Origin of the sequence: Xylanimonas ulmi (assembly GCF_004216535.1) — a bacterium.
GTDB classification, from domain to species: Bacteria; Actinomycetota; Actinomycetes; order Actinomycetales; family Cellulomonadaceae; genus Xylanimonas; species Xylanimonas ulmi.
In genome coordinates this window covers 1,510,363-1,534,337 of the sequence record NZ_SGWX01000001.1, presented here as the reverse complement: position 1 = coordinate 1,534,337, position 23,975 = coordinate 1,510,363, and the positions used below count along the sequence as shown (strand labels likewise).

The 23,975-nt window shown below is 74.2% G+C and carries 20 protein-coding genes; 15 read left to right on the top strand and 5 right to left on the bottom strand.

Features of this window, described 5'->3' with window-relative positions; translation table 11 throughout:
• The first annotated feature begins 32 nt into the window (after positions 1 to 32).
• Positions 33 to 1,316 carry a glycogen synthase gene (glgA, locus tag EV386_RS07060; RefSeq protein WP_207216486.1) on the top strand — a complete coding sequence of 428 codons (1,284 nt, stop codon included), beginning with the start codon at positions 33 to 35 and terminating at the stop codon, positions 1,314 to 1,316.
• Positions 1,317 to 1,478: 162 nt separating this feature from the next.
• Here glgA and EV386_RS07055 read toward each other — a convergent pair whose 3' ends face one another.
• Complete coding sequence (locus EV386_RS07055; protein ID WP_130413604.1) at positions 1,479 to 2,252, bottom strand: hypothetical protein; 774 nt, start codon at positions 2,250 to 2,252, stop codon at positions 1,479 to 1,481.
• 86 nt (positions 2,253 to 2,338) lie between these two features.
• Between EV386_RS07055 and EV386_RS07050 the strand changes: the two genes are divergently transcribed.
• From EV386_RS07050 to EV386_RS07015, 8 genes are all read left to right on the top strand, one after another.
• Positions 2,339 to 3,190, top strand: coding sequence for an ABC transporter ATP-binding protein (locus EV386_RS07050; RefSeq protein ID WP_130413602.1), 852 nt, complete (start codon positions 2,339 to 2,341; stop codon positions 3,188 to 3,190).
• Positions 3,191 to 3,262: 72 nt separating this feature from the next.
• Positions 3,263 to 3,721: an NfeD family protein gene (locus EV386_RS07045; RefSeq protein ID WP_130413600.1), complete on the top strand. Its 459-nt coding sequence runs from the start codon at positions 3,263 to 3,265 to the stop codon at positions 3,719 to 3,721.
• Positions 3,722 to 3,775: 54 nt separating this feature from the next.
• On the top strand, positions 3,776 to 4,969 hold the full coding sequence (locus EV386_RS07040; protein WP_242607865.1) for an SPFH domain-containing protein: 1,194 nt from the start codon (positions 3,776 to 3,778) through the stop codon (positions 4,967 to 4,969).
• 142 nt (positions 4,970 to 5,111) lie between these two features.
• Positions 5,112 to 5,792 (top strand): TetR/AcrR family transcriptional regulator, encoded by a 681-nt coding sequence (locus tag EV386_RS07035; RefSeq protein ID WP_242607864.1) that lies wholly within the window; start codon positions 5,112 to 5,114, stop codon positions 5,790 to 5,792.
• A 60-nt stretch (positions 5,793 to 5,852) separates the two neighbouring features.
• A complete protein-coding gene (locus EV386_RS07030; protein WP_130413599.1) occupies positions 5,853 to 7,604 on the top strand; it encodes an ABC transporter ATP-binding protein in 1,752 nt (583 codons plus the stop codon).
• Positions 7,601 to 9,640: an ABC transporter ATP-binding protein gene (locus EV386_RS07025; RefSeq protein WP_130413597.1), complete on the top strand. Its 2,040-nt coding sequence runs from the start codon at positions 7,601 to 7,603 to the stop codon at positions 9,638 to 9,640. Before EV386_RS07030 ends, EV386_RS07025 begins: the two co-directional genes overlap by 4 nt.
• A 69-nt stretch (positions 9,641 to 9,709) precedes the next feature.
• Positions 9,710 to 10,999: an endo-1,4-beta-xylanase gene (locus EV386_RS07020; RefSeq protein ID WP_130413595.1), complete on the top strand. Its 1,290-nt coding sequence runs from the start codon at positions 9,710 to 9,712 to the stop codon at positions 10,997 to 10,999.
• A 56-nt stretch (positions 11,000 to 11,055) separates the two neighbouring features.
• A complete protein-coding gene (locus tag EV386_RS07015; protein ID WP_130413593.1) occupies positions 11,056 to 11,886 on the top strand; it encodes a TrmH family RNA methyltransferase in 831 nt (276 codons plus the stop codon).
• Between the two features lie 41 nt (positions 11,887 to 11,927).
• On the opposite strand, the gene EV386_RS07010 is transcribed toward EV386_RS07015, so the two are convergent.
• Entirely contained in the window at positions 11,928 to 12,401 is a 474-nt protein-coding gene (locus tag EV386_RS07010) for a DUF4188 domain-containing protein (RefSeq protein WP_130413591.1), read from the bottom strand.
• Between the two features lie 57 nt (positions 12,402 to 12,458).
• Here EV386_RS07010 and EV386_RS07005 point away from each other — a divergent pair, with 57 nt between their 5' ends.
• Both EV386_RS07005 and EV386_RS07000 read left to right on the top strand, forming a co-directional pair.
• On the top strand, positions 12,459 to 13,157 hold the full coding sequence (locus EV386_RS07005; protein ID WP_242607863.1) for a MerR family transcriptional regulator: 699 nt from the start codon (positions 12,459 to 12,461) through the stop codon (positions 13,155 to 13,157).
• A 16-nt stretch (positions 13,158 to 13,173) separates the two neighbouring features.
• Positions 13,174 to 14,154 carry a siderophore-interacting protein gene (locus EV386_RS07000; RefSeq protein WP_423218962.1) on the top strand — a complete coding sequence of 327 codons (981 nt, stop codon included), beginning with the start codon at positions 13,174 to 13,176 and terminating at the stop codon, positions 14,152 to 14,154.
• Between the two features lie 6 nt (positions 14,155 to 14,160).
• Here the strand turns inward: EV386_RS07000 and EV386_RS06995 are convergent, their stop codons facing one another.
• Together EV386_RS06995 and EV386_RS06990 are read right to left on the bottom strand one after the other, a co-directional pair.
• On the bottom strand, positions 14,161 to 14,727 hold the full coding sequence (locus tag EV386_RS06995; protein ID WP_130413587.1) for a YbaK/EbsC family protein: 567 nt from the start codon (positions 14,725 to 14,727) through the stop codon (positions 14,161 to 14,163).
• Positions 14,724 to 15,254: a YbhB/YbcL family Raf kinase inhibitor-like protein gene (locus EV386_RS06990; protein ID WP_130413585.1), complete on the bottom strand. Its 531-nt coding sequence runs from the start codon at positions 15,252 to 15,254 to the stop codon at positions 14,724 to 14,726. The genes EV386_RS06995 and EV386_RS06990 overlap by 4 nt, the downstream gene beginning before the upstream one ends.
• A gap of 145 nt (positions 15,255 to 15,399) precedes the next feature.
• Here EV386_RS06990 and EV386_RS06985 point away from each other — a divergent pair, with 145 nt between their 5' ends.
• From EV386_RS06985 to EV386_RS06970, 4 genes are all read left to right on the top strand, one after another.
• The gene (locus tag EV386_RS06985) at positions 15,400 to 16,662 is read left to right on the top strand and encodes a Na/Pi symporter (protein ID WP_130413583.1); all 1,263 of its coding nucleotides are present in this window, start codon (positions 15,400 to 15,402) and stop codon (positions 16,660 to 16,662) included.
• 588 nt (positions 16,663 to 17,250) lie between these two features.
• Positions 17,251 to 17,940 carry a hypothetical protein gene (locus EV386_RS06980; RefSeq protein WP_242607862.1) on the top strand — a complete coding sequence of 230 codons (690 nt, stop codon included), beginning with the start codon at positions 17,251 to 17,253 and terminating at the stop codon, positions 17,938 to 17,940.
• Positions 17,937 to 19,640, top strand: coding sequence for a DNA polymerase Y family protein (locus EV386_RS06975; protein WP_130413581.1), 1,704 nt, complete (start codon positions 17,937 to 17,939; stop codon positions 19,638 to 19,640). The genes EV386_RS06980 and EV386_RS06975 overlap by 4 nt, the downstream gene beginning before the upstream one ends.
• Entirely contained in the window at positions 19,633 to 23,124 is a 3,492-nt protein-coding gene (locus EV386_RS06970; protein WP_130413579.1) for an error-prone DNA polymerase, read from the top strand. The genes EV386_RS06975 and EV386_RS06970 overlap by 8 nt, the downstream gene beginning before the upstream one ends.
• A 22-nt stretch (positions 23,125 to 23,146) precedes the next feature.
• Here the strand turns inward: EV386_RS06970 and EV386_RS06965 are convergent, their stop codons facing one another.
• Positions 23,147 to 23,968 carry a serine protein kinase RIO gene (locus EV386_RS06965; protein WP_130413577.1) on the bottom strand — a complete coding sequence of 274 codons (822 nt, stop codon included), beginning with the start codon at positions 23,966 to 23,968 and terminating at the stop codon, positions 23,147 to 23,149.
• Between the last annotated feature and the right edge of the window lie 7 nt (positions 23,969 to 23,975).

The following is a 23,975-nucleotide window of genomic DNA, read 5'->3' as shown; positions in this document are numbered from 1 at the left end:
CGTGGCGTCGTTGTGCTCGCTACGGTGTGCGCGTGACTCCACCGACCGGCCTCGCCCCCTCATCCGCGCGCCTCAGGGTCGACCTCCTGACGCGCGAGTTCCCGCCGCACGTCTACGGCGGCGCCGGCGTCCACGTCGCCGAGCTGTCGCAGGTGCTGCGACCCCACGCTGACGTGCGTGTTCGCGCGTTCGACGGTCCGCGCGGGCCGCAGGCCGAGGCGGAGGGCGTCTTCGGGTATGAGATACCCGACACGCTCGCCAGCGCCAACCCCGCGCTGGCGACGCTCGGCGTCGACCTCGCGATGGCGAACGACCTCGCCGGCGCCGACCTGGTCCACTCCCACACGTGGTACGCCAACATGGCCGGCCACCTCGGCGGCCTCCTGCACGGCATCCCGCATGTGATCTCCGCGCACTCGCTCGAGCCGCTGCGCCCGTGGAAGTCGGAGCAGCTCGGCGGCGGCTACGCGGTGTCGAGCTGGGCCGAGCGCACCGCCTACCTCGGCGCCGCGGGCATCATCGCGGTCTCGGGCGGTATGCGCGCCGACATCCTGCGCTGCTACCCCGAGCTCGACCCGGCCAAGGTGCACGTGGTGCACAACGGCATCGACCTGTCGGGCTGGACGCGCCCCGCCGACACCGGCGCCGAGGCTGAGGCCGCGCAGGCGACCGCGCGGCGCCTGGGCATCGACCCCCTGCGCCAGTCGGTCGTGTTCGTCGGGCGGATCACCCGCCAGAAGGGCCTGCCGTACCTGCTGCGCGCGGCCGAGGCGCTGCCTCCCGAGGTCCAGCTCGTGCTGTGCGCCGGCGCGCCGGACACCCCCGAGATCCTCGCCGAGGTCAAGTCGCTCGTCGCCAACCTGCGCGAGCGGCGCGGCGCGGGCCCGGGCGAGGACGCCGGCGTCATCTGGATCGAGGAGATGCTGCCGCGACCCGATCTGATCGCGGTGCTCGCCGCGGGCACGGTGTTCGTGTGCCCGTCGGTCTACGAGCCGCTGGGCATCGTCAACCTTGAGGCCATGGCCGTCGGCCTGCCGGTGGTCGGGTCCGCGACCGGCGGCATCCCCGAGGTGGTCGACGACGGCGTCACGGGCGTGCTGGTGCCCATCGAGCAGGTCGACGACGGCACGGGCACACCGCTCGACCCGCCGACGTACGTGCGCGACCTGAGCGACGCGCTGCTGCGCGTGCTCGCCGACCCGCAGTCGGCCGCCGACATGGGGGCCGCCGGGCGGCGCCGGGCCGAGGAGCACTTCTCGTGGACGGCCATCGCCGAGCGGACCATGCAGGTCTACCGCGCCGTCCTGGAGGGCTGACGCGCCCGCTCCGATGGTTGAGCCTGTCGAAACCGCGCCCCCGATGGTTGAGCCTGTCGAAACCATCCCGACGCACTGGGGTCTCGACAGGCTCGACCGCCGGGTGTGCGGGGGTCTCGACAGGCTCGACCGCCGGGTGGCGCTCTACCGCCGGGGCGGGGCTCAGGCGGTGGCGCGGGCGTAGGTCGCCGCGGCCAGCGCGTGGCGGGCCGTGCGCTCGACCTCGCGCAGCGCCGTCGAGCGCTGGTCGACCTGCCACAGGTTGACGGCGCCACCGTCGTCAGCGGTCGCGACGGTCACGATCGCGAGCAGCCGCGTCGCGAGCTGCAGCACGCGCGCGCGCCGTCCGTCGAGCGGGGGGACGGGCCATGCGTCGGTCGACGTGCGCCGCACGGCCTCGATCGCGTCGGCCGCGTCGTCACGCCAGCGCGCGACGTCGAGCTGGTCGAGCGCGTCGGTCGCCGTGATGAGCGCGGTGCGCAGCTCGCGCTCGGCCTCGGCGAGCGACCCGAGCGCGCCGGCCACCGCCGTCGACCACGGCGGCACGTCGAGCACGCGCCACTGGACCAGGTGGCCCGGTTCGAGGGCGCTGCCGAACGTCGTCACCTGGGGCACGACGACCCATGACCCGTGCGGGGTGGCGACGGCGAGGCACTCTCCGGCGTCGGTCGCGGCTTGGGTCGCCGCGGCCGGCACACCGGCGGGGTCGCCCGGGGAGGGCTGGAGCGCGACGACCTCGCGCGGGCCTGTCGACCACGCTTCGACGAGCTGTTTGAGGCCCGCGTCGCGCGCCTCGGCGCCGGGCAGTCCTGTCACGGTGTGGGGCTCGTCGTCGCCCTGAACGCACCGCACGACGACGCCGGGCGCGGCCTGTGCGGCCTGCAGCCACAGTGCGAGCACGACGCTGCGGGGGAGCGCGGTGGGGTTCGCGGGCACGGCGTCAGACTACCGATAGGGTCGGGCACCATGAGTGCACCTCACCCGATCGCTCACGTCGCCTCCGCTGCGGTGCGGGCCGCGCGATGAGCTGGGTTCTCGACCTCCACGGCGTCACCGTCCGACGCGGCGCCACCACGATCCTCGACGCGCTGGACTGGCAGGTTGCCGACGGCGAGCGCTGGATCGTGCTCGGCCCCAACGGCGCGGGCAAGACCACGCTCATGCAGATCGCCTCGGCGCGGATGCATCCGACCTCGGGGACGGCGACGCTGCTCGGTGAGACCCTCGGCAGGGTCGACGTGTTCGAGCTGCGCCCGCGCATCGGCCTGGCCTCGGCGGCGCTCGCCGAGCAGATCCCGGGCGACGAGCTCGTGCGCGACGTCGTCGTCACCGCCGCCTACGGCGTCACCGGGCGCTGGCGCGAGCAGTACGAGGAGCTCGACACCGAGCGCGCCACCGAGCTGCTGCGCGCGTTCGATGTGGACGCGCTGGCGAACCGCACCTACGGAACCCTCTCGGAGGGCGAGCGCAAGCGCGTGCAGATCGCGCGTGCCCTGATGACGGATCCCGAGCTGCTCATCCTCGACGAGCCTGGCGCGGGCCTCGACCTCGGGGGCCGTGAGGAGCTGGTGAGCGCGCTCGCCGAGCTCGCGCGCGACCCGCACTCGCCTGTGCTGCTGTTGGTGACGCACCACGTCGAGGAGATCCCGCCCGGCTTCACCCACATGCTGCTGCTCGGCCCGCACGGAGCGGTGCAGGCCGCCGGACCGCTCGAGGAGGTGCTCACGTCGCAGAACCTGTCGGCCGCGTTCGGGCTCGACCTGCTCGTGGCCCACGGCGGTGGGCGGTGGCTCGCGCGCGCGGCCACGCCCGCGGCGACACAGGGACGGCACCAGGAGCGACACCAGGAGCGATCGACTCTGCCGAATGGCTAGCCCACGGCCGCTTGCGAGGGTAAATTCCAGGTAAAAGACCGAGGTTGCCTGGGTTTCGTCGAAAGGACCACGATGGACTGGCTGTGGTGGGTCGGCGCGGCGTTCGCGCTCGGCATCGTGGAGATCATCGTTTTGGACGTCGTCGTCCTGATGCTCATCGGCGGCGCGCTGGCTGGTGCGCTCGCGGCCGCTCTGGGCGCCCCCGTGTGGCTGCAGGTGGTCGTCGCGTGCGTGACCTCCGCGCTGCTCGTCGTGACGCTGCGACCCTGGGTGTTGCGCCAACTCAAGCGGCGTGTGCCGCTGACCGAGACCAACGCCGCGGCGCAGGTCGGGCGGCGCGCGATCGTCGTCGCCGAGGTGAGTGAGACCGGCGGCCGGGTCAAGTTGACCGGCGAGGTCTGGACAGCCCGGCTTGAGGACGACGGACGGCCCGGCTCGCCGGTGCTGGCAGTCGGGTCCGAGGTCGAGGTTGTGCGGATCGACGGCGCGACCGCCGTCGTGGCGCCCGTGGGCGCCACCAGCACGGCCTGAGCACGTCCTTCGCCGTTGCCGCGGCGGAGTCACCTCCAGCGAAGGAGACTCGTTTTGTTCGAAGACGGAAGTCTGAACCCCGCCACGCTCGTGCTGTATCTGGTCCTGCTCGTCGTGCTGATCTTCTTCGTCACGGCGCTGGTGCGGGCGGTGCGGATCGTCCCGCAGGCGGTCTCGCTGATCGTCGAGCGGCTCGGCCGCTACCACAAGACCCTGGAGCCAGGCCTGCACCTGCTGGTGCCGTTCATCGACAAGGTGCGCGCGGGCGTCGACCTGCGTGAGCAGGTCGTCTCGTTCCCACCGCAACCGGTCATCACCTCCGACAACCTCGTCGTCTCGATCGACACGGTCATCTACTTCCAGGTGACCAACCCCAAGTCCGCGGTCTATGAGATCGCGAACTACATCACCGCGATCGAGCAGCTCACGGTCACCACGCTGCGTAACGTCGTCGGGTCCATGGACCTGGAGCAGACGCTGACCAGCCGTGACCAGATCAACGGTCAGCTGCGCGGCGTCCTGGACGAGGCGACCGGTCGCTGGGGCGTGCGCATCAACCGCGTCGAGCTGCGCTCGATCGACCCGCCCGCCTCGGTGCAGGGCTCGATGGAGCAGCAGATGCGCGCCGAGCGTGACCGCCGTGCGGCGATCCTCACGGCCGAGGGCGTCAAGCAGTCGCAGATCCTCACGGCCGAGGGTGAGAAGCAGTCGGCGATCCTGCGGGCCGAGGGTGACGCGCAGTCGCGCGTGCTGCGGGCCGAGGGTGAGGCGCGCGCGATCCTCCAGGTCTTCGACGCCATCCACACGGGCGACGCCGACCCCAAGCTGCTGGCCTATCAGTACCTGCAGATGCTGCCGCAGATCGCCAACGGCACAGCCTCGAAGCTGTGGGTCGTGCCCACCGAGTTCACGGCCGCGCTGGGCTCGATCTCCAAGGGCTTCGGCGGGTCCGGCATCCCGGGCGTGCCGGCGGACGGCGCCCCCGTGACGTCGAACGAGGAGGAGTCGGCGGCCGCCAGGGCGCTGCGCAAGGAGCGCATGGAGGCACTGGGCACCGGCGCGCTCGCCGACCCGGCCGAGGCGCTGCGTGAGGCGCAGCGCCAGTCCGAGGCCGCGACGGCGGACGCCACGGCGTCCGGCACGCGGTCGGGCATGCCGTTCGACCCGTCGCACGAGGCCGGGCAGCACCCGGGGGAGCCGACGCTTCCCCCGATCCCGCCCGTGCCCCCGGCTCCGCCGGCGGGCTGAGTCCGCATCACTGACGGGCCTGCGGCCCCGCTCCCGAACGCCGGAGCGGGGCCGCAGGCCCGTTGTCGTGCCGGCGCGCGCTGCGCGCGCCAGCCTCGGCCCCTCCTTGCGGAGTGAGCACTCACTCACTTACGGTTGCCTGGTGAACACGACGCGGGTGGACGGGCGCGAGGCCGGACGCCGCCGCGCCGCGCCGCTCGCGCCGGACGAGCGCCGCGCGGCCATCGTCGAGGCGGCGCTGCCGCTGGTCGCCGAGCAGGGACTCGACGTGACGACCAGGGAGCTCGCGGCCGCCGCTGGCGTGGCCGAGGGCACGCTCTTTCGCGCCTTCCCGGACAAGAACACCCTGGTGGGCGAGGTGGCGGTCACCGGCCTGCTGCGCGCCACCGAGCCCTCGGTCACGCGCGCCGACCTCGACACGGTCGACCGCGAGCTGCCGCTCGTGGAGCGCGTCACGCGCATCATCGAGCTCGGCCACGAGCGCATGGGGGAGGCCACGCGCTGGATGCTGATCCTGCGCGCGCTGCACGCCCGTGTGGGGGAGGCCGCACCGCGCAGTCCGGAGGACGGGCGACGCCTAGGTGAGTTGCGCCAGCGCCTCGTCGACCAACACGATGCGCACCGCGCCGTCATCGCGGACGGGCTGCGGTCCGCGCTCGCCCCCGACCGGGCGCGGCTGCGCGTGCCCGTCGACGTCGCGGTCGCGCTCATCGAAGCGTCAGTGCTGCACGGGCGCGCCGGCCCCGGGAGCCTCGTGCGGCCCCTGCCTGCCCGCGTCCTGGCCGACGCCGTCGTGCACGGCCTCGTCGGCCCGTCGGGCTGAGCGCCCCGGACCGTCCCACGAGCAACCCACGAACGAGACACCCACCACCAAGGACCCCCCATGCTCCTGACCTTGGCCCGCAGATACCTGCGGCCCTACGCCGCCGCCGTCGGCGGCCTGCTCGCGCTGCAGTTGCTGCAGACGCTGGCGAACCTCTATCTGCCCTCGCTCAACGCCGACATCATCGACAACGGCGTCGTGGTGGGCGACGTGGGCTACATCTGGCGCACCGGAGGCTGGATGCTCGCCGTCAGCCTCGGCCAGATGGTCTGCGCCATCGCGGCGGTGTTCCTCGGCGCCCGCGCCGCCACCGCGTTCGGCCGCGACCTGCGCCGCGACCTGTTCGACTCGGTCCAGGGCTTCAGCGCGCGCGAGGTCGGCAAGTTCGGGGCGCCCTCGCTCATCACCCGGACCACCAACGACGTCCAGCAGGTCCAGATGGTGCTGCTGATGACCTTCACGATCATGGTCATGGCCCCGATCATGGCGATCGGCGGCGTCATCATGGCGCTGCGGCAGGACGTCGCGCTGTCGGGGCTGCTGCTGGTCATCGTGCCCGTGCTGGGCATTGTCATGGGTTTGCTGCTGTGGCGCATGGTGCCGTACTTCCGGGCGATGCAGGGCCGGATCGACGTCATCAACGGCGTCCTGCGTGAGCAGATCTCGGGCCTGCGCGTGGTGCGCGCGTTCGTGCGTGAGGGGCGTGAGGTCGAGCGGTTCGGCCAGGCCAACCAGGCCCTCTACGAGACGTCGTTGGGGGCGGGCAAGCTCATGGCCATCGCGTTCCCCGCGGTCATGCTCATCATGAACCTGTCGTCGGTGGCGGTGCTGTGGTTCGGCGCCGGGCAGATCGACGCGGGCTCGATGCAGGTGGGGTCGCTGACGGCGTTCCTCAGCTACCTCATGTACATCCTCATGGCCGTGATGATGTCGACGATGATGGCCATGATGGTGCCGCGCGCCGCGGTGGCCGCCGAGCGCATCGGCGCCGTGCTGGCCACCGAGACGTCGGTCGTCGAGCCGCAGGCGCCGGTCGCGCTCGCGGACCTCGGAGGCGGAGGCGGCCCGCGCGGGCGTGTTGAGCTCGACGACGTCGAGTTCCGCTACCCGGGCGCCGCGGACCCGGTGTTGGCGCACCTGTCGTTCACCGCCGAGCCGGGCACCGTGACCGCCGTTATCGGCTCGACCGGCGCCGGAAAGACGACCCTGCTCAACCTGATCCCGCGCCTGTTCGACGCCACGGGCGGCGCCGTGCGGATCGACGGGGTCGATGTGCGCTCGCTCGCGACGGGGGACCTGGGCTCGCTTCTCGGGCTGGTGCCGCAGAAGGCGTTCCTGTTCAGCGGGACGATCGCCTCCAACCTGCGCTACGGCAAGCCCGACGCCACCGAGGAGGAGATGTGGGAGGCGCTCGAAGTCGCGCAAGCGCGCGACTTCGTCGCCGAGCTGCCCGAGGGGCTCGACGCGCCGGTCGCGCAGGGCGGGGCCACGTTCTCTGGCGGACAGCGTCAGCGGCTGGCGATCGCCCGGGCGGTGATCCGCCGCCCACGGGTGTACCTCTTCGACGACTCGTTCTCGGCCCTCGACTACACGACCGACGCGCGGCTGCGCGCCGCCCTGGCCCCACGCACGCAGGACGCGACCGTGCTGATCGTCGCCCAACGCGTGGCCACCATCCGCGACGCCGACCAGATCCTCGTGCTCGAGCACGGGCGGATCGTCGGGCGCGGCACGCACGCCGAGCTGCTCGCCGGCAACGACACGTACCAGGAGATCGTCACCTCCCAGATGTCTCTGGAGGAGGCAGCATGAGCGAGCAGGGAGCCACCGCGGCGGACACCAAGCCCACTCGCCCGCCGCGCCGCGGGTTCGGTCCCGCAGGCGGACCGGGCGGCATGGGCATGCCGGGCGAGAAGGCGATGGACTTCAAGGGGTCGCTGCTGCGCTTCGCGCGCTCGATGCGGCCCGAGCGGGGCAAGGTCGTCGCGCTCACGCTGAGCGGCCTGGCCTCGGTCACGCTGTCCGTCATCGGGCCGCGCATCCTGGGGCATGCGACCAACATCATCTTCGAGGGTGTCGTCGGCATGATGCTCGGCGCGCGCCTGCCCGCGGGCGCCACGACGGCGCAGGCCGTGGACGCACTGCGCCAGTCGGGCGAGGGCCGCCTCGCCGACATGCTCGCGGGGATGACCAACGTCGTGCCCGGCCAGGGCATCGACTTCGACCGGCTCGGCCAGGTGCTCCTGGGGGTCCTGGCGATCTACGTCGGCGCGTTCCTGTTCGGGTGGCTGCAGACGTACATCATGACCATCGCGGTCCAGAACACCATGCGGCGCCTGCGCGACGAGGTCGAGGCCAAGCTGCACCGCGTGCCGCTCAGTCACATCGACCAGCAGCAGAAGGGCGAGATCCTCTCGCGCGTCACCAACGACATCGACAACGTCGCCCAGACGACGACGCAGACGCTCGCCCAGCTCATCACCTCGGTGCTGACCGTCTTCGGCGTGCTGGCGATGATGTTCTCGATCTCGTGGGTGCTCGCGCTGGTCGCGCTGGTGACGGTGCCGCTCTCGGTCATCGTGACGACGCGGATCGCGCGGCGCAGCCAGCCGCGGTTCATCGCCCAGTGGGCCTCGACCGGCCGGCTCAACGCGCACGTCGAGGAGATGTTCACCGGGCACTCGCTGGTCAAGGTCTACGGCCAGCAGGAGGCGTCCGCGCAGAGGTTCGCCACGGAGAACGAGGCGCTGTACCGGGCCTCGCGCGAGGCGCAGGCGATCAGCGGCACGATCATGCCTTCCATGGGGTTCCTGGCGAACCTGAACTACGTCGTGGTCGCCGTGGTCGGCGGCCTGCGGGTCGCCTCGGGCACGCTGAGCCTGGGCGACGTGCAGGCGTTCATACAGTACTCGCGGCAGTTCACCCAGCCGCTGACGCAGGTCGCCTCGATGATGAACCTGCTGCAGTCGGGCGTCGCGTCGGCCGAGCGCGTCTACGAGCTGCTCGACGCGCCCGAGCAGACGGCGGACCCGGCGGCGCCGATCGTGCTCGACCGGGTGCGCGGTCGCGTCGCGTTCGAGGACGTCTCGTTCTCCTATGCGCCCGTGCCCGAGGACGGCGAGCCGCTCATCGCCCACCTGAACCTGGTCGCCGAGCCGGGGCAGACGGTGGCGATCGTCGGGCCCACGGGCGCCGGCAAGACCACGCTGGTCAACCTCCTCATGCGGTTCTACGAGGTGGACGGCGGGCGCATCACGCTCGACGGCGTCGACACCCGCGAGCTCACGCGTGACGCGCTGCGCTCGAGCGTCGGCATGGTGCTGCAGGACACGTGGCTGTTCAAGGGCACGATCGAGGAGAACCTGCGTTACGGCACGCGCCGTGAGGTGGGCGAGGAGGAGTTCCTGGCCGCCACGCGCGCCACGCACGTCGACCCGTTCGTGCGCACGCTGCCCGACGGGTACGCCACGGTGCTCGACGACGAGGGCTCGTCGCTCTCGGCCGGCGAGCGGCAGTTGCTGACGATCGCGCGGGCGTTCCTGGCCGACCCGGAGATCCTCGTGCTCGACGAGGCGACCAGCTCGGTCGACACACGCACCGAGGTGCTGGTGCAGCACGCGATGAACGCGCTGCGCAGTGGCCGCACGTCGTTCGTCATCGCCCACCGGCTCTCGACCATCCGCGACGCCGACGTCATCGTCGTGATGGAGCACGGCAGGATCGTCGAGACGGGTGACCACGAGACGCTGCTGGCGGCCGGTGGGGCGTACGCGCGGCTGTACCAGTCGCAGTTCGCGTCGCCTGACGTGGATGGGCAGGAGGCGGCGGCCGCCGCACGACGGGTCTGAGCCCGCGGGGCGCGCGAATCGCGTCGAATCGATTCGCGCGCCCCGTCGGTCCATGGCAGGCTGCGTCTCGTGAGCGCAACGACGTCCCTCTTCACGCCGCCCGTCCGCTACGCCGTCGACCCGGGCCTGGCCCACCGCCGCGCGGCCGCCACCGTGACCGTGCGCGGCGCCGACGGGGCGCCGCTCGCGGACGCCGACGTCGTCGTCGAGCAGACCGACCACGAGCTGCTGTTCGGCAACATCGGCTTCGAGCTGGTCGACCACGCCAACCGCCTCGCGGCGGGTGAGGCCACCGACTCGTACGACGAGTCCTTCGCCGAGCACTGGTTCGGCCTGTTCAACCAGGTGACGCTGCCGTTCTACTGGGGTCGCTTCGAGCCGGTCGAGGGCCAGCCGCGCACGCAGGAGCTGCTCACGGCGGCGCGGTGGTTCGCCGACCGCGGCGCCGTCGTCAAGGGCCACCCGCTCGTGTGGCACACCGTGCAGCCGGAGTGGCTGCTCGGCAAGGGCGTCGATGAGGTCGAGCGGCTGCAGCGCGCGCGCATCCGCCGCGACACGGCCGACTTCGCCGGCGTCATCGACCTGTGGGACGCCATCAACGAGGTCGTCATCATGCCGGTCTTCGACGCGGAGGCCAACGGCATCACGCCGCTGGCCCGCGTCAAGGGCCGCGTCGAGATGATCCGCATGGCCTTTGAGGAGGCGCGCGCCGTCAACCCGAACGCGACCCTGCTGCTCAACGACTTCGACATGTCGACGGCGTACGAGTGCCTCATCGAGGCCGTGCTCGAGGCGGGCATCCGCATCGACCGGCTCGGCCTGCAGTCGCACCAGCACCAGGGCTATTGGGGCCGGGAGAAGACGCTGCGGATCCTGGAGCGGTTCTCGCGCTACAACATCCCGATCCACATGACCGAGACCACGGTGCTGTCGGGCGAGCCCATGCCCAAGCACATCGACGACCTCAACGACTGGCAGGTCCCGGCGTGGCCCAGCACGCCCGAGGGTGAGGAGCGTCAGGCCGACGAGCTTGAGGAGTGGTACCGAACGCTCGTGTCCCACCCGCAGGTCGAGGCCATCACCTACTGGGGCTTGGGCGACCGCGGCATGTGGCTCGGCGCCCCGGGCGGCCTGCTGCGCGAGGACGGCGCGCCCAAGCCGTCGTACGAGCGCCTGCGCTCGCTCATCAGGGGTGAGTGGTGGACGGCGCCGACGACGCTGCGCACCGACGCCGCCGGCCGCGTGGAGGTCGGCGGGTTCCGGGGCGCGTACCGCGTCAGCGCGCAAGGCGGCGCGGGCGCCCTCACGCTCGACGCCGCGCACGGGCAGGTCGACGTCACGCTGACGCCGCAGCGTTGAGCGGACTGCGGTGTTGAGCGGGCCGGGGCGCTGAGCGGGCCTGGGAGAATCGGCGGGTGAGCACCCCCGACGTCGTCCGGATCGACGACCCCGCCGACCCGCGCCTGACCGACTACACCGACCTCAAGGACGTCAAGCTCCGCGCCGCGCGCGAGCCCGCCGAGGGGCTCTACATGGCCGAGTCCTCGACCGTGATCCGGCGGGCGCTCGCGGCCGGGCACCGCCCGCGCTCGTTCCTCATGGCCGAGCGGTGGCTCGACTCGATGGGCGACGTGTTGGCCGACTGGCCGGGTGTGCCCGTGTTCGTCGCCGCCCAGGACGTGCTGCTGAGGATCACGGGGTTCCACCTGCACCGCGGCGCGCTCGCTGCGATGCGCCGGCCCGCGCTGGCGAGCGTGCACGACTTGCTCGCCGCGGCTCGGGGCGGCGCCGGCGCGCGCCGGGTGGCGGTGCTCGAGGACGTCGTCGACCACACCAACGTGGGCGCGGCGTTCCGCTCGGCCGCCGCCTTGGGCGTCGACGCCGTCCTGGTGACCCCGCGTTGCGCCGACCCGCTGTACCGGCGCTCGGTGCGCGTGTCGATGGGCACGGTGTTCCAGGTGCCGTGGACCCGGTTCGAGACGTGGCCGGGCGGGCTGCGCGAGCTGCAGGAGGCAGGGTTCACCGTCGCGGCGCTCGCCCTGAGCGACGACGCCGTCCCGCTCGACGCCCTGGCGGCCGACCCGCCCGAGCGGCTCGCGCTCGTGCTGGGCACCGAGGGGCACGGCATGACCGAGGCGGCGATCGCGGCGGCCGACGTCCTCGTCACGATCCCGATGGCGCCGGGCGTGGACTCGCTCAACGTGGCGGCCGCCTCCGCGGTCGCGTTCTGGGCCACGCGGGTCTGAGGGCGCCGACCGCGGCTCGCCGCCCGCCTTGGCGGTCGCGGTCAGCGCGCGCGGCCTTGGAGCCGCTCGCGCGCCGTGCGGCCGCGGCGTGCGGCGGGCACGGCGCCCGTGGCGCGCGCGAGCCCGAACGGCGGCATGTCGACGTACAGCGTCTCGTGGCCGCCGTCGGGCACGTGAAAGGTCTCGTGCCAGACGCCGACGGCGCCCGGCACGCGCTTGGCCCGCCGGTAGAAGGCAAGCCATGCGGGGCGGTGCCGGCGCGCGTCGTCGTTGGCGTAGCGGTACACGTGCTCGACGCTGCGCCAGTACTGCACCACGGTGACGCCGCGGCCGCCGATCAGGGTGCGCGCGCCCAGGAACCCCGAGTCGGGGTCGCGGTACAGCTCGCGGAGCATGGGACCCATCGCGGCGAACGCCGGGATCCAGGCGTCGGGGCGCCAGAGCTTGTTGACGCGCGCCCCGATGAGGAAGACGGCGAGCGCGCCGTCGTGCTGGTGTGTGGTGAGTGCCGGCATGTCGTCCCCCGAAGGCTGCTGAACATCTTGGATAGTGACGCTCCCCATTATTGGAGAGTGCTACTCTCCAATGTCAAGAGGTCGGAGGGAGAGTGGTGGTCCGTGCGGATCTCGGCCCTGTCGGAGCGGACGGGTGTGCCCGTCGCCACGCTCAAGTACTACCTGCGCGAGGGGCTCGTGCCACCCGGGCGTCCGACCGCCGCGACGCAGGCCGCCTACGACGCGGGACACGTCGAACGGGTGCGACTCGTGCGCGCGCTGACCCAGACAGCCGGACTCGCCCTCGCCGACGTGCGCCGGGTGCTCGGCGTGCTCGACAACCCGCCCGCCGACCGGCTCGCGCTGCTCGGCGCGGCGCAGGAGGCCATGCTCGGCGCCGAGGCGACGGCGTCGGGCCCCGGCGGCGAGGACCCGTGGCCCGCGCGGGTCGCGGCTGGCCTCGCCGAACTGGGGTGGGACTGCGACCCGACGTTGGCGGCGCGGCTCGCCGCGCAGTTGCGCGACGCTCAGCGCGCCGGCGTCGCGGGCCTGGAGGACGGGTGGACGGCCTGGGCGCGCGCGAGCCGCGACGTGGCGCTGGCCGACCTCGCCTCGGTGCCGGGCGACGAGGAGGGCGCCGTGCGGCAGGTCGTCGTCGGCACGCTGCTGACCGACCCCGTGCTCGCGACCCTGCGGCGCATCGCGCAGCGGGAGGTGGCGACCGACGCTGCGGGTGTCCGCGAGGCGGACGTCACACCCGAGGATGCCTCTGGGTGAGGTTAGGCTGACCTTCGTGACCGAGACTCTCACTCCCACGGTGGTCGAGCCCCAGGTGCGGCCGTGGCGCATGTTCGACGTCGAGGTCGTACGGGTGGTGCGCCTGTGCCCCTCCTTCGTGCGCATCACGTTCACCGGACCCGACCTGCACCTGGTCGCCGACAACGGGCGCGACCAGCGCATCAAGCTGTTGCTGCCCGCCCCGTGCGGCGGCTGGGAGTACCTCGACCGGCAGAGCCCCGACTGGTTCACCTCGTGGCGGCAACTGCCCGAGGAGCGCCGCAACCCGCTGCGCACCTACACCGTGCGCGCGGTGCGCCAGGACCGGGGCGAGGTCGACGTCGACGTCGTGCTGCACGGCGACACCGGCCCGGCCTCACGCTGGGCCCACGGCGCCCGTCCCGGCACGCCGCTGGTCATCATCGCCCCCGACGCGCGCTACGACGGCCCGCACGGCGGGGTCGGCTTCGCCCCGCCCGAGCGCTCGCACGCGCTGCTGATCGCCGGAGACGAGACGGCCGTGCCCGCCATCGCGGCGATCTGCGAGTCGCTGCCCGACGACGCCGTCGGCGAGGTGATCCTCGAGGTGCCCCATCCCGAGGACCGCTGGACGCTCGTGGCGCCCGCCGGGGTGCGCGTGCGCTGGCTCGGGCGCGACGGCGCCGAGCACGGGCGGTTGCTGGTCCCCGCCGTCGAGGCCGCCGCCGACCGACTGCTTGCGATGGGGGTGCGCCCGTCGAGCGCGCCGGGGCCCGTCGCGACGGCGGAGCCGTCGACGTCGCTCGAGGACGTCGACGTCGACCGCGACGTGCTGTGGGAGGTGCCGATCGACGACGACGGGCACGCACTGACCCAGGACGCCGTCCTGTACGCGTGGCTGGCGGGCGAGGCGGGCGTCATCAAGGCGCTGCGCCGCCACCTGGTGGCCGAGCGCGGCGTCGACCGTCAGGCCGTCGCGTTCATGGGCTACTGGCGGCGCGGCAAAGCCGAGATCTGACCGCCCTCAGCGCTCGATCCCGAGGTCCTCGACCACCTCGACGCCCGGCAGCGCGCACAGCAGCGCGCCGGTCATGAGCACCTTGGACCGCCGCACGCCCGAGCCCTGCAACGCGAGCGCGCCCGGGCGCGCGAACCGCGCGTCGATGAGCACCCGCCACCCCGCGGGCAGGCCCAGCGGCCCGATGCCGCCGTACTCCTGCCCCGACTCGGCCACCGCGCGCTCGCGCGCCATGAACGACGCCTTGCGCACGTCGAGCAACTTGCGCACCCGGGCGTTGACGTCGGCGAACGTCGTGGCGGGCACGACGCACGCGGCAACGCGCTCGACGTCGCCGCGCCGCCCCGCCACCAGCACGCAGTTGGCGCTCGCCTCAGGCGGCAGGCCGTGGACGTCGTTGAGCGTCGTGGTGTCCGCGTGGTCGGGGTCGATCGGGGCGACGGCGACCTGGTCCGCCACGCCCGCCTCGCGCGCCGCCCACGACCGCAGTGCGGCCAGGGCGTTCGGCGCGAGCAGGTCGGGGTGGTCGAGCGCGGGCGCCCAGGCCAGGTCGCCCAGCCTCGGCAGCGTCACCGCTGGTAGGAGGCGACGATGACGGCGCGCGCCAGCGTGTGGAACGCGAGGTGGAACGCGACCGTCGCGTTCGACGCGTCTGGCCCCACCCCGAGCTTGGGGACGTCGACCGCGTGCACCGCGAAGTAGTACCGGTGCTCGTGGTCGCCGGGCGGCGGGGCGGCGCCGATGAAGCCGTGCTCGCCGCCGTCGTTGCGCACGTGGAAGGCGCCGGCGGGCAGCCCCGCGCCGCCGACGGCGCCGGCGCCGCGCGGCAGCGACGTCGTCGTCACGGGCAGATCGACCACGCTCCAGTGCCAGTAGCCCGACGGCGTCGGGGCGTCCGGGTCGAAGACGTTGACCACAAAGGACTGCGTGCCCTCGGGGAAGCCCGACCACGCGAGCGCGGGTGAGACGTTCTCGCCGTCGGCTGAGAACGTCGCGTCGAGACGCTGCCCGTCGGTGATGTCGGGGCTGGTCAGAGTGAACGTGGGCGCCTGAGGCAGGAGGGAGTACGGGTCCGGGGGATACGGGCGCTCAAGTGACATGCGGTCATCCTGCCCCCCGGCGCACGCCGTCCGCCACCCCCGCAGCCTCGCGCCGGCCCGCGCGGCGCATGCGTTTGCGACAGCGCACGGCTATCGAGCCCGCCTCGCGTCAGCGCCGCGCAACGGCGAACCTTAGGTTCAAGCCATGGTGGATGCGGCAGCCGTCGTCGTGCCGGGCAGGGGGCCAGCGAGGGCCGCGGACTTGGCCGAGCCTGCGGACGAGGACAAACCCGGACTGGATCAAGCCGCGCTCGGCGCGGTCCGTCTGGCGACCCTGGACACCCCGCCCTGGGTGCGCGCGCTCGGCTGGGTCGGGGTCATCGCGCTGATCTACCTGCTGATCACCGCCGTCAGCGTCATCGGACGCGGCTTCTCGGGGCTGAGCGGCGACGCCGCGCAGAGCCTGTTCGCGTTCGCCGCCAACCCGTGGGTGGGGCTGTTCGTCGGCGTGCTCAGCACCGTCCTGATCCAGTCGTCGACGACGACGACGGCGATCACGGTCACGGCCGTCGGCGCCGGCGCGCTGCCACTGGCCTCGGCCGTGCCCATCCTGTTCGGCGCCAACGTCGGCACCACGCTGACGAGCACGCTGATCGCGCTCGGGTACATCGGCAACCGCCGCGAGTACCGCAGGGCGCTGGAGGCCTCCTCGATCCACGACTTCTACAACTGGCTCGCGCTGCTGGTGTTCTTCCCGATCGAGCTCGCGTTCCAGCCGCTGCAGCGGCTCAGCGGCGCGCTGGCCGACGTGCTGTACGGCACGTCGCTGATGCCCGATCCGGCGGGCTTCAACCTGGTGCGGACCATCACGCGGCCGGTCGTCAACGTGATCACGGGCGCGACGGCGAACCTCGACGCCCTCCTCGGCCCACTGGTGGCGATCGTCATCGGCGCGAGCATGATCTTCGCGGCGGTCAAGCTCCTCGGCAAGCTGCTCAAGCGGCTCATGGTCGGCCGCGCGCGCGACCTGCTCACCCGCGCCGCGGGGCGCAACTCGACCGTCGGCGTGGTGACGGGCACGGGGGTGACCTTTGTGACGCAGTCCTCGACGGTCACCACCTCGATCCTCATCCCGTTCGCCGCGGGCGGCTTCCTCACCTCCAAGCAGCTCTACCCGATCACCGTCGGGGCGAATATCGGCACGACCTTCACCACGGTGCTCGCGGCGTTCGCGGTCATCGGCCAGGACGCGCGGATCGGCCTGCAGGCGGCCTTCGTGCACCTGCTGTTCAACCTCCTGTCGCTGCTCGTGATCTACGTGATCCCGCTCCTGCGTCCGGTGCCCCTGCGCTGCGCCGAGGCGCTGGCGCGGGTCGCCTCCGCGCGAACCTGGGTCATCGGCGTGTACGTCGCCGCGTGCTACGTCGTCATCCCGGCGCTCGTGATCCTGCTGGTCGGAGTGCTGTAGGCGCAAAGACCGCGGGGGACTGGTCGCGGCGCCGACGCTGACCGCCCCGAGGGCGACGGCCGCGCCGCGAGGACGGCGAAGGCGTGGCCCGGGTGTGTGGGTGTGTGTGGGCGACCGGCGACCGGCGTCCGGTGACGCGGCGGTTGACAGCAGGGCCCCCGAGGCGTTGACTAGAACATGTGTTCGAACGGGTGTTCGGCCGGTTCGAACGAGCCGGCGCCGCCCGCGGGGGAGGGTTCCATGGGCGTCGTCGTCACCGATGGTCATGACCTCTCCGGGGAAGCCGCGGGCGGCGCGAGCCGTCTGGCGCACGCGTTCGCCACGCTCGCCGCGGCGGAGCAGCGCACCGGGGTGCGCCGGTCGCATGTGCCGCACGGGCGCGCCGCGACACCGGCGTCGCCGCTGGCGCCTTCGCCTGCGGTGGTCTCGCCTGCGGTGGTCTCGCCTGCGGGTGCGGATCGTGTGGCGGGCGCATCGGCGGTGGACCCGGTGGCGGCCCGGTCCGCGGCTGCGCGGTCTGCGGCTGCCCGGTCCGCGGCTGTGCGGCGCGGGAAGACCTCGCCCGCGCCGACCCTGAAGGGTCGGCCAGTGCAGCCAGCGTTGGCCGCGCTCCTGCCGGGTGGGACGCTGCCCGCGGGCGGCGCGCTCGCCGTCCAGGGGTCGACGTCGCTGCTGCTCGGGCTGCTCGCGGCGGCCTCGCGCGACGGCGCGTGGGTCGCGTTCGTCGGAGCGCCGGCGGTGGGGATGCTCGCCGCGGCGGACGCGGGGCTGGCGCTCGAACGGGTCGCCCTGGTCCCCGATCCCGGCCCGGACGCCCCCACGGTGGTCGCGGCGCTGCTCGACGGCGTAGACGTCGTGGTGGTGGGGCCGCGCGTCACGCTGCTCGACGCCGACAGGCGCCGCCTGGCCGCGCGCGCCCGGGAGCGCGGGTCACTGCTCGCCTCGACGACGCCGTGGCCCGGCGCGCACGTGACCCTCGACGCGCGGGGCGGGGCGTGGTGGGGGGCCGACGACGGCGCGGGCTGGCTGCGGCGGCGGACCCTGAGCGTGCTGCGCACCGGGCGTGGGGCCGCGGCGCGCCCGGTCGGCCTGGATGTGGAGGTTCCCGTCACGGGGGCGACACCGCCACCGCGGGCCGACCCTCGACCGTCGGCCAGGCCCGCCGAGGCCACCAGCCCCGGGCCTTCGACGCCCGAGTCGGCAGAGCCCGCCACGCCCCCGCGCCCCGGGGAGCCGTCGGCGCTCCCGCCCGCGGGCACGCTACGGGTGGTCGCATGACCGCCGAGCCGCCCCCGGCGCCCGCCCCGGCCCCGCGAGGCCGCCGCCCGGCGGCGGGCCCGGTCCGCACCGCCGCGCTGTGGGTCCCCGACTGGCCCGTCGTCGCGGCGATGGGCGCCGCCGGCGTCGACGCGCACCTGCCCGCCGCGGTGCTCGCCCACCAGGGCGTCGTGGCGACGTCGGCCGTGGCGCGCTCGGCGGGGGTGCGTCGCGGGATGCGCCGCCGGGTCGCGCGCGAGCGCTGCCCGGAGCTGGTGCTGCTCGACGCCGACGACGCGCGCGACGTGCGCGAGTTCGAGCCGGTCGCGGTGGCGGCCGAGACGGTGGTCGCGGGCGTCGAGGTGGCGCGGCCAGGACTCCTGCTCCTGCCCTCCGACGGCCCGGCGCGCTACCACGGCACGGAGGGGGAGCTGGCGCGCGCGTTGGTCGAGGCGGTGGGCGCGGCCGGGTTCGAGGCGCAGGTCGGGGTGGGCGACGGCGTCCTCGCCGCGGTGCTCGCGGCGCGCGGCGACGTCGTCGTGCCGCCGGGGCAGTCGCGGGCGTTCCTCGCGCCACGACCCACCGCGGACCTGCTGCACGCCGTGACCGACCCCGGGGGGATCACGGCGGTGCGCGACGCCGTCGACCTGTGGTGGCGGCTCGGCGTGCGCACCCTGGGCGACCTGGCGGCGCTGGCCCCGGCGAGCGTGAGCGGACGGTTCGGAGCGCTGGGCGCCTGGGCGCAGCGGCTGGCGCGCGGCGAGGACCTGCGCCCGCCCGCGCGCCGCCGGCCCGAGGAGGACCTCGCCGTCGGGGCGGACCTGGACCCGCCGGCGCTGCGCGTCGACGTCGCGGCGTTCGCCGCCCGGCGCCTGGCCGAGGAGCTGTACGAGCTGCTGTCGCGGCGTGGGCTGGCGTGCGGGCGCCTGCGCATCACGGCGCGCACCGAGGAGGCCGAGCTGGAACGGGTGTGGCGCACGGACGACACGGCGACCGGCGGGCTGAGCGCCGCGCGCATCACCGACCGGGTGCGCTGGCAGCTCGAGGGGTGGCTGACGCGCGCGTCCGCTCGGGGCGGGCGCTCGCGGGGCGGGGGCGACGCGCCGCCCGCGCCGATCGTGCGCCTGGCGCTCGCGGCGGAGGAGGTCGTGCCGGCGGGGACGCACCAGCCGGGCCTGTGGGGCGCCGACGCCGGCGGCGACGTGCGCGCCCGTCGCGCGCTGGGGCGCGTGCAGGGTCTGCTGGGCGGTGACGCGGTGCTCACGGTCGCGGTGCAGGGCGGCCGCGACCCGCGCGACCGCGTGCACCTGACCCCGTTCGGCGAGCAGGCGGTGCCGCCCCGCGACGCGGCGCTCCCGTGGCCGGGCGCCCTCCCGCCTCCGGCGCCGGCCACCGTGCTCGAACGTCCGGCGCGCGCCCGCGTCCTGGATGCCGAGGGCCACGAGGTGCGGCTCGCCCCCCGCCTGCGCCTGTCCGCCCCGCCCGCGGAGGTGGAGATCTCTCCCCGCGAGGGCGATGGCAGCGCCCGCGCGCCGCAGAGCCCTTCCGCCCGCGGGGAGCGGGTGGTGGGGTGGGCCGGGCCCTGGCCGCTCATGGAGCGGTGGTGGGAGCCGGACGGCGGCACGCGGCGCGTGCTGCTGCAGGTGGCGCTCGGCGACGGGCGCGGGCTGCTGCTCGCCACCGGCGGCGAGGGGTGGGCGGTGGAGGCCGTCTATGACTGATCCAGCCCCCCGATACGCCGAGCTGCACGCGCACTCGGCGTTCAGCTTCCTCGACGGCGCCTCGCACCCCGAGGAGCTCGCCGCCGAGGCCGCGCGTCTGGGGTTGAGCGCGCTCGCGATCACCGACCACGACGGGCTGTACGGCGTCGTGCGGCACTCGCAGGCCGCGGCCAGTGTGGGGCTCGCGACCGTGTTCGGCGCCGAGCTGCGCCTGCCGACCGGGCACGTGCTCGACCCGCCCACCGGGACGCCCGACCCGCGCGCCGACCACCTGCTGGTGCTCGCGCGCGGCTCGGACGGCTACGGGCGGCTGTCGAGCGCGATCGCCACCGCGCACCTGGAGGCGGGCGTCAAGGGCAAGGCGGCCTACCACCTGGAGCGGCTGGGCGAGCAGGCCCATGGCGAGTGGCTGGCGCTCACCGGCTGTCGCAAGGGCGCCGTCCGCCGTGCGCTCGCCGCGGCCGGACCCGCGGCGGCCCGCCGCGAGCTCGACCGCCTCACCGCGGTCTTCGGCCGCGACAACGTCGCCGTCGAGATCACGGCCACGGGCGACCCCCGCGACGCCGACCTGCACGACGCCCTGGCCGACCTCGCCCACGACGCCCGCCTGCCGCTGGTCGCCACCGCCAACGCCCACTACGCGCGTCCGCGCGACGCGACGCTGGCCGCGGCGCTCGCGGCCGTGCGCGCCACCCGCTCGCTGGAGGCGATGGACGGCTGGCTGCCCGGCGCGCCCACGGCCCACCTGCGCTCGCCCGAGGAGATGGCGCGCCTGCACCACCGCCATCCCCGCGCGGTGCCCACGGCCGCGGACCTCGGCGCCGAGTGCGCGTTCGACCTGGGCCTCGTGGCCCCCCGCCTGCCGCCGTACCCCGTCCCGGACGGCCACGACGAGGCCACCTGGCTGCGCGAGCTCGTGCGCCGCGGGGCGATCGAGCGCTACGGCCCGCGCGAGGCCGAGCGCGTGCCGGGCGCGTGGGCCCAGATCGACCACGAGCTGCGGGTCATCGAGGACCTGCGCTTTCCGGGCTACTTCCTCGTGGTCTACGACCTGGTCGAGTTCTGCCGCGTCAACGGGATCCTGGCGCAGGGCCGGGGGAGCGCCGCCAACTCCGCGGTCTGCTACGCGCTGGGCATCACCGCGGTCGACGCCGTCAAGCACGGGCTGCTGTTCGAGCGGTTCCTGGCGCCCGAGCGCGACGGCCCGCCCGACATCGACGTCGACATCGAGTCGGTGCGCCGCGAGGAGGTCATCCAGCACGTGTACGCCCGGTTCGGGCGCACGCACGCCGCGCAGGTCGCCAACGTCATCTCCTACCGCCCGCGCTCGGCGGTCCGTGACGCCGCCCGCGCGCTCGGGTACGACGTGGGGCAGCAGGACGCGTGGTCCAAGTCGATCGAGCGGTGGGGCTCGCTGCGCGACCGCCCGAAGGTCGCCCCCACGGTCGAGACGCGGGCCGCCGCCAAGGAGGCCCGGGGCGCCGCCCTGTGGCGCCCGCGCGAGTGGACCCCGAGCCTCGGGGCCGTGCGCGACCCGCTCGCGGCCGACACCCGCCGCGCCGACGACGCCCACGACGTCGTGCCCGCCCACCAGCCGCCGTCGTCGGCCGAGACCGGCGACATCCCCGAGCACGTCATCGACCTCGCCGAGCGGTTCCTGCGCCTGCCTCGGCACCTGGGCATCCACTCGGGCGGCATGGTCATGTGCGACCGCCCCGTCATCGAGGTGTGCCCGGTCGAGTGGGCCCGCATGGAGAGCCGCACGGTGCTGCAGTGGGACAAGGAGGACTGCGCCGACGCCGGGCTGGTGAAGTTCGACCTGCTGGGCCTGGGCATGCTCACCGCGATCAGATTCGCGTTCGAGAGCGTCGAGGCGCAGCGAGCGGGCGGCGGCGGTGCGGACGGCGGCGGTGCGGACGACGGCGGGCCGAGCCTGAGCCTGCACCACCTGCCCGACGAGGACCCCGCGGTCTACGAGCTGCTGTGCGCCGCCGACACCGTCGGAGTGTTCCAGGTCGAGTCGCGCGCCCAGATGGCCACGCTGCCGCGCCTGCGGCCGCGCACCTTCTACGACATCGTCGTCGAGGTCGCGCTCATCCGGCCCGGCCCGATCCAGGGCGGCAGCGTCCACCCCTTCATCGAGCGTCGCAACGGGCGCCAGAAGGTCACCTACCCGCATCGGCTGCTGGAGAGGTCGCTCCATCGCACGCTCGGCGTCCCCCTGTTCCAGGAGCAGCTCATGCAGATGGCGATCGACGTCGCCGGGTTCACGCCCGCCGAGTCCGACCGGCTGCGGCGCGCGATGGGCTCCAAACGCTCGGTCGAGAGGATGGAGGCGCTGCGCGGGCGGCTGATGGAGGGGATGACGCGCAACGGCGTCCCGCCCGACGTCCAGGAGCAGATCTACGACAAGCTCAAGGCGTTCGCCGACTTCGGCTTCCCCGAGTCGCACGCCTACTCGTTCGCCTATCTGGTCTACGCGTCGAGCTGGCTCAAGGTGCACCACCCGGCCGCGTTCTACGCGGGACTGCTGGCCGCGCAGCCCATGGGCTTCTACTCCCCGCAGACGCTCGCGGCCGACGCCAGCCGCCACGGGATCGCGGTGCTGCGCCCCGACCTCAACGCGTCGCGGGCGCTCGCGGGCGTCGAGCGCCTGCCCGCCGCGCCGGTCGAGTCCGCCGCGCCGGTCGAGCCCGCCGCGCCGGTCGAGCCTGTCGAGACCGTCGTGACGCCGCTGCCGCGCTCCCCATCGCCCGAGTTCGGCCCCGACCCCGACCTCTCGCTCGCCGTCCGCCAAGGCCTGGCCCAGGTGCGCGGCGTCGGTCAGGACGTGGCCGAGGCGATCGTCGCCGAGCGCGACGCGCGCGGCCCGTTCCGCGACCTGCGCGACCTGGTGCGCCGCGTGGACCTGACGACGGCGCAGCTGGAGGCCCTGGCCACCGCGGGGGCCACCGACTGCCTGGGGGTGAGCAGGCGCGAGGCGCTGTGGGCCGCGGGCGCGCTCGGCCAGGAGGGGCCGGGCACGCTGGAGGGCGTCTCGGTGGGGGTGGTCGCGCCCACGCTTCCGGGCATGACCATGGTCGAGACCGTGGTCGCCGACGCGTGGGCCACGGGAGTCACGCCCGGAGTCTCGCCCGTCGAACTGGTGCGCGAGGATCTGCGCCGGGCCGGTGTGGTCACGGTGGCCGAGGTGATCGGCGCCGAGCACGGCCGCCGCCTGGCCGCGGGAGGTGTGGTCACGCACCGGCAGCGCCCGGGCACCGCGGGCGGAGTGACGTTCCTGTCGCTCGAGGACGAGACGGGACTGCTCAACGTCGTGTGCTCCCCGGGCCTGTGGCACAGGTTCCGCGCCGTGGCGCGCGGCGCCCCGGCCATGGTGGTGCGCGGCCGACTGGAGAAGGCCGACGGCGCCGCCAACCTCGTCGCGGAGCACCTGGCGCCGCTGCGCCTGCCGGTGCCCACACGCTCGCGCGACTTCCACTGAGCGGACCCGCGCCCGGCCGCCGTCACCACGCCTGGGCGTACACGTCCGCGAACAGCTCGTCAGGGTCCGCGTCGAGCCCCCGCGCGCCGAACCACGCGCACATGTTCACGCAGTCGCGATGCAGGTACTCGACGGCGAACGGGCTCGCCGCGAGGTCCACCACCTGCGGCACGTCGATGACCACCAGGCGGTCGCCGTCCGCCAGCACGTTGTACGGCGACAGGTCGCCGTGCGCCCAGCCGAGCCGGGCGAACACGCCCATCGCATCGCGCAACTGCTCGAAGTACCCGGCGACGACGTCGGGCGCGGGCCGCGCCTGTGCGAGCCGCGGCGCGGCGACCCACGCCCCGTCGTCGTCCTGGGAGCCGATGAACTCCAGCAGCACCTCGACGCCGTCGAGCTGCACGGGGTAGGGCACGGGCGCCCCCGCCTCCCACAGAGCGCACAGCGCCGAGAACTCGGCCAGGGCCCACTGGCCGGCGCGCACCGAGCGTCCCCACGCGGACGTGCGGTCCTCGGCCGCGCGCTGGTCGCGGGAGCGGCGCGTCCTGCGGCCCTCGGTGTAGGAGGAGTCTCTGTCGAACTGGCGGCGCTCGCGCGCACGGTAGCGCTTGGCGGCGAGCAGGCTCCATCGGTCGGGGTCGCCGGGCACGGCGCGTTCGACCAGGTGGACGTCGGCCTCCTTGCCCGTCTTGAGGACGCCGAGCTCGGTGTCGATGGCGGCGGCCGCCGTGACGACCCAGTCGGGGTGCGGTCGGGGGCCGCGCTGCCCCTTGGCGACGGTGGTCCAGGTGGACCAGCGGGCGCCGGGCGCGGGCGTGTCGAAGGTGTCCGGAACGGACATGGGTGGG

Excerpts from the sequence above, each read along its gene's own strand:
- EV386_RS06965 (WP_130413577.1), bottom strand. The coding sequence starts at position 23,968 with ATGTCCGTTCCGGACACCTTCGACACGCCCGCGCCCGGCGCCCGCTGG.
- EV386_RS06975 (WP_130413581.1), top strand. The coding sequence starts at position 17,937 with ATGACCGCCGAGCCGCCCCCGGCGCCCGCCCCGGCCCCGCGAGGCCGC.
- EV386_RS07025 (WP_130413597.1), top strand. The coding sequence starts at position 7,601 with ATGAGCGAGCAGGGAGCCACCGCGGCGGACACCAAGCCCACTCGCCCG.
- EV386_RS06985 (WP_130413583.1), top strand. The coding sequence starts at position 15,400 with ATGGTGGATGCGGCAGCCGTCGTCGTGCCGGGCAGGGGGCCAGCGAGG.
- EV386_RS06970 (WP_130413579.1), top strand. The coding sequence starts at position 19,633 with ATGACTGATCCAGCCCCCCGATACGCCGAGCTGCACGCGCACTCGGCG.
- EV386_RS06990 (WP_130413585.1), bottom strand. The coding sequence starts at position 15,254 with ATGTCACTTGAGCGCCCGTATCCCCCGGACCCGTACTCCCTCCTGCCT.
- EV386_RS07045 (WP_130413600.1), top strand. The coding sequence starts at position 3,263 with ATGGACTGGCTGTGGTGGGTCGGCGCGGCGTTCGCGCTCGGCATCGTG.
- EV386_RS07050 (WP_130413602.1), top strand. The coding sequence starts at position 2,339 with ATGAGCTGGGTTCTCGACCTCCACGGCGTCACCGTCCGACGCGGCGCC.
- EV386_RS07010 (WP_130413591.1), bottom strand. The coding sequence starts at position 12,401 with ATGCCGGCACTCACCACACACCAGCACGACGGCGCGCTCGCCGTCTTC.
- EV386_RS07030 (WP_130413599.1), top strand. The coding sequence starts at position 5,853 with ATGCTCCTGACCTTGGCCCGCAGATACCTGCGGCCCTACGCCGCCGCC.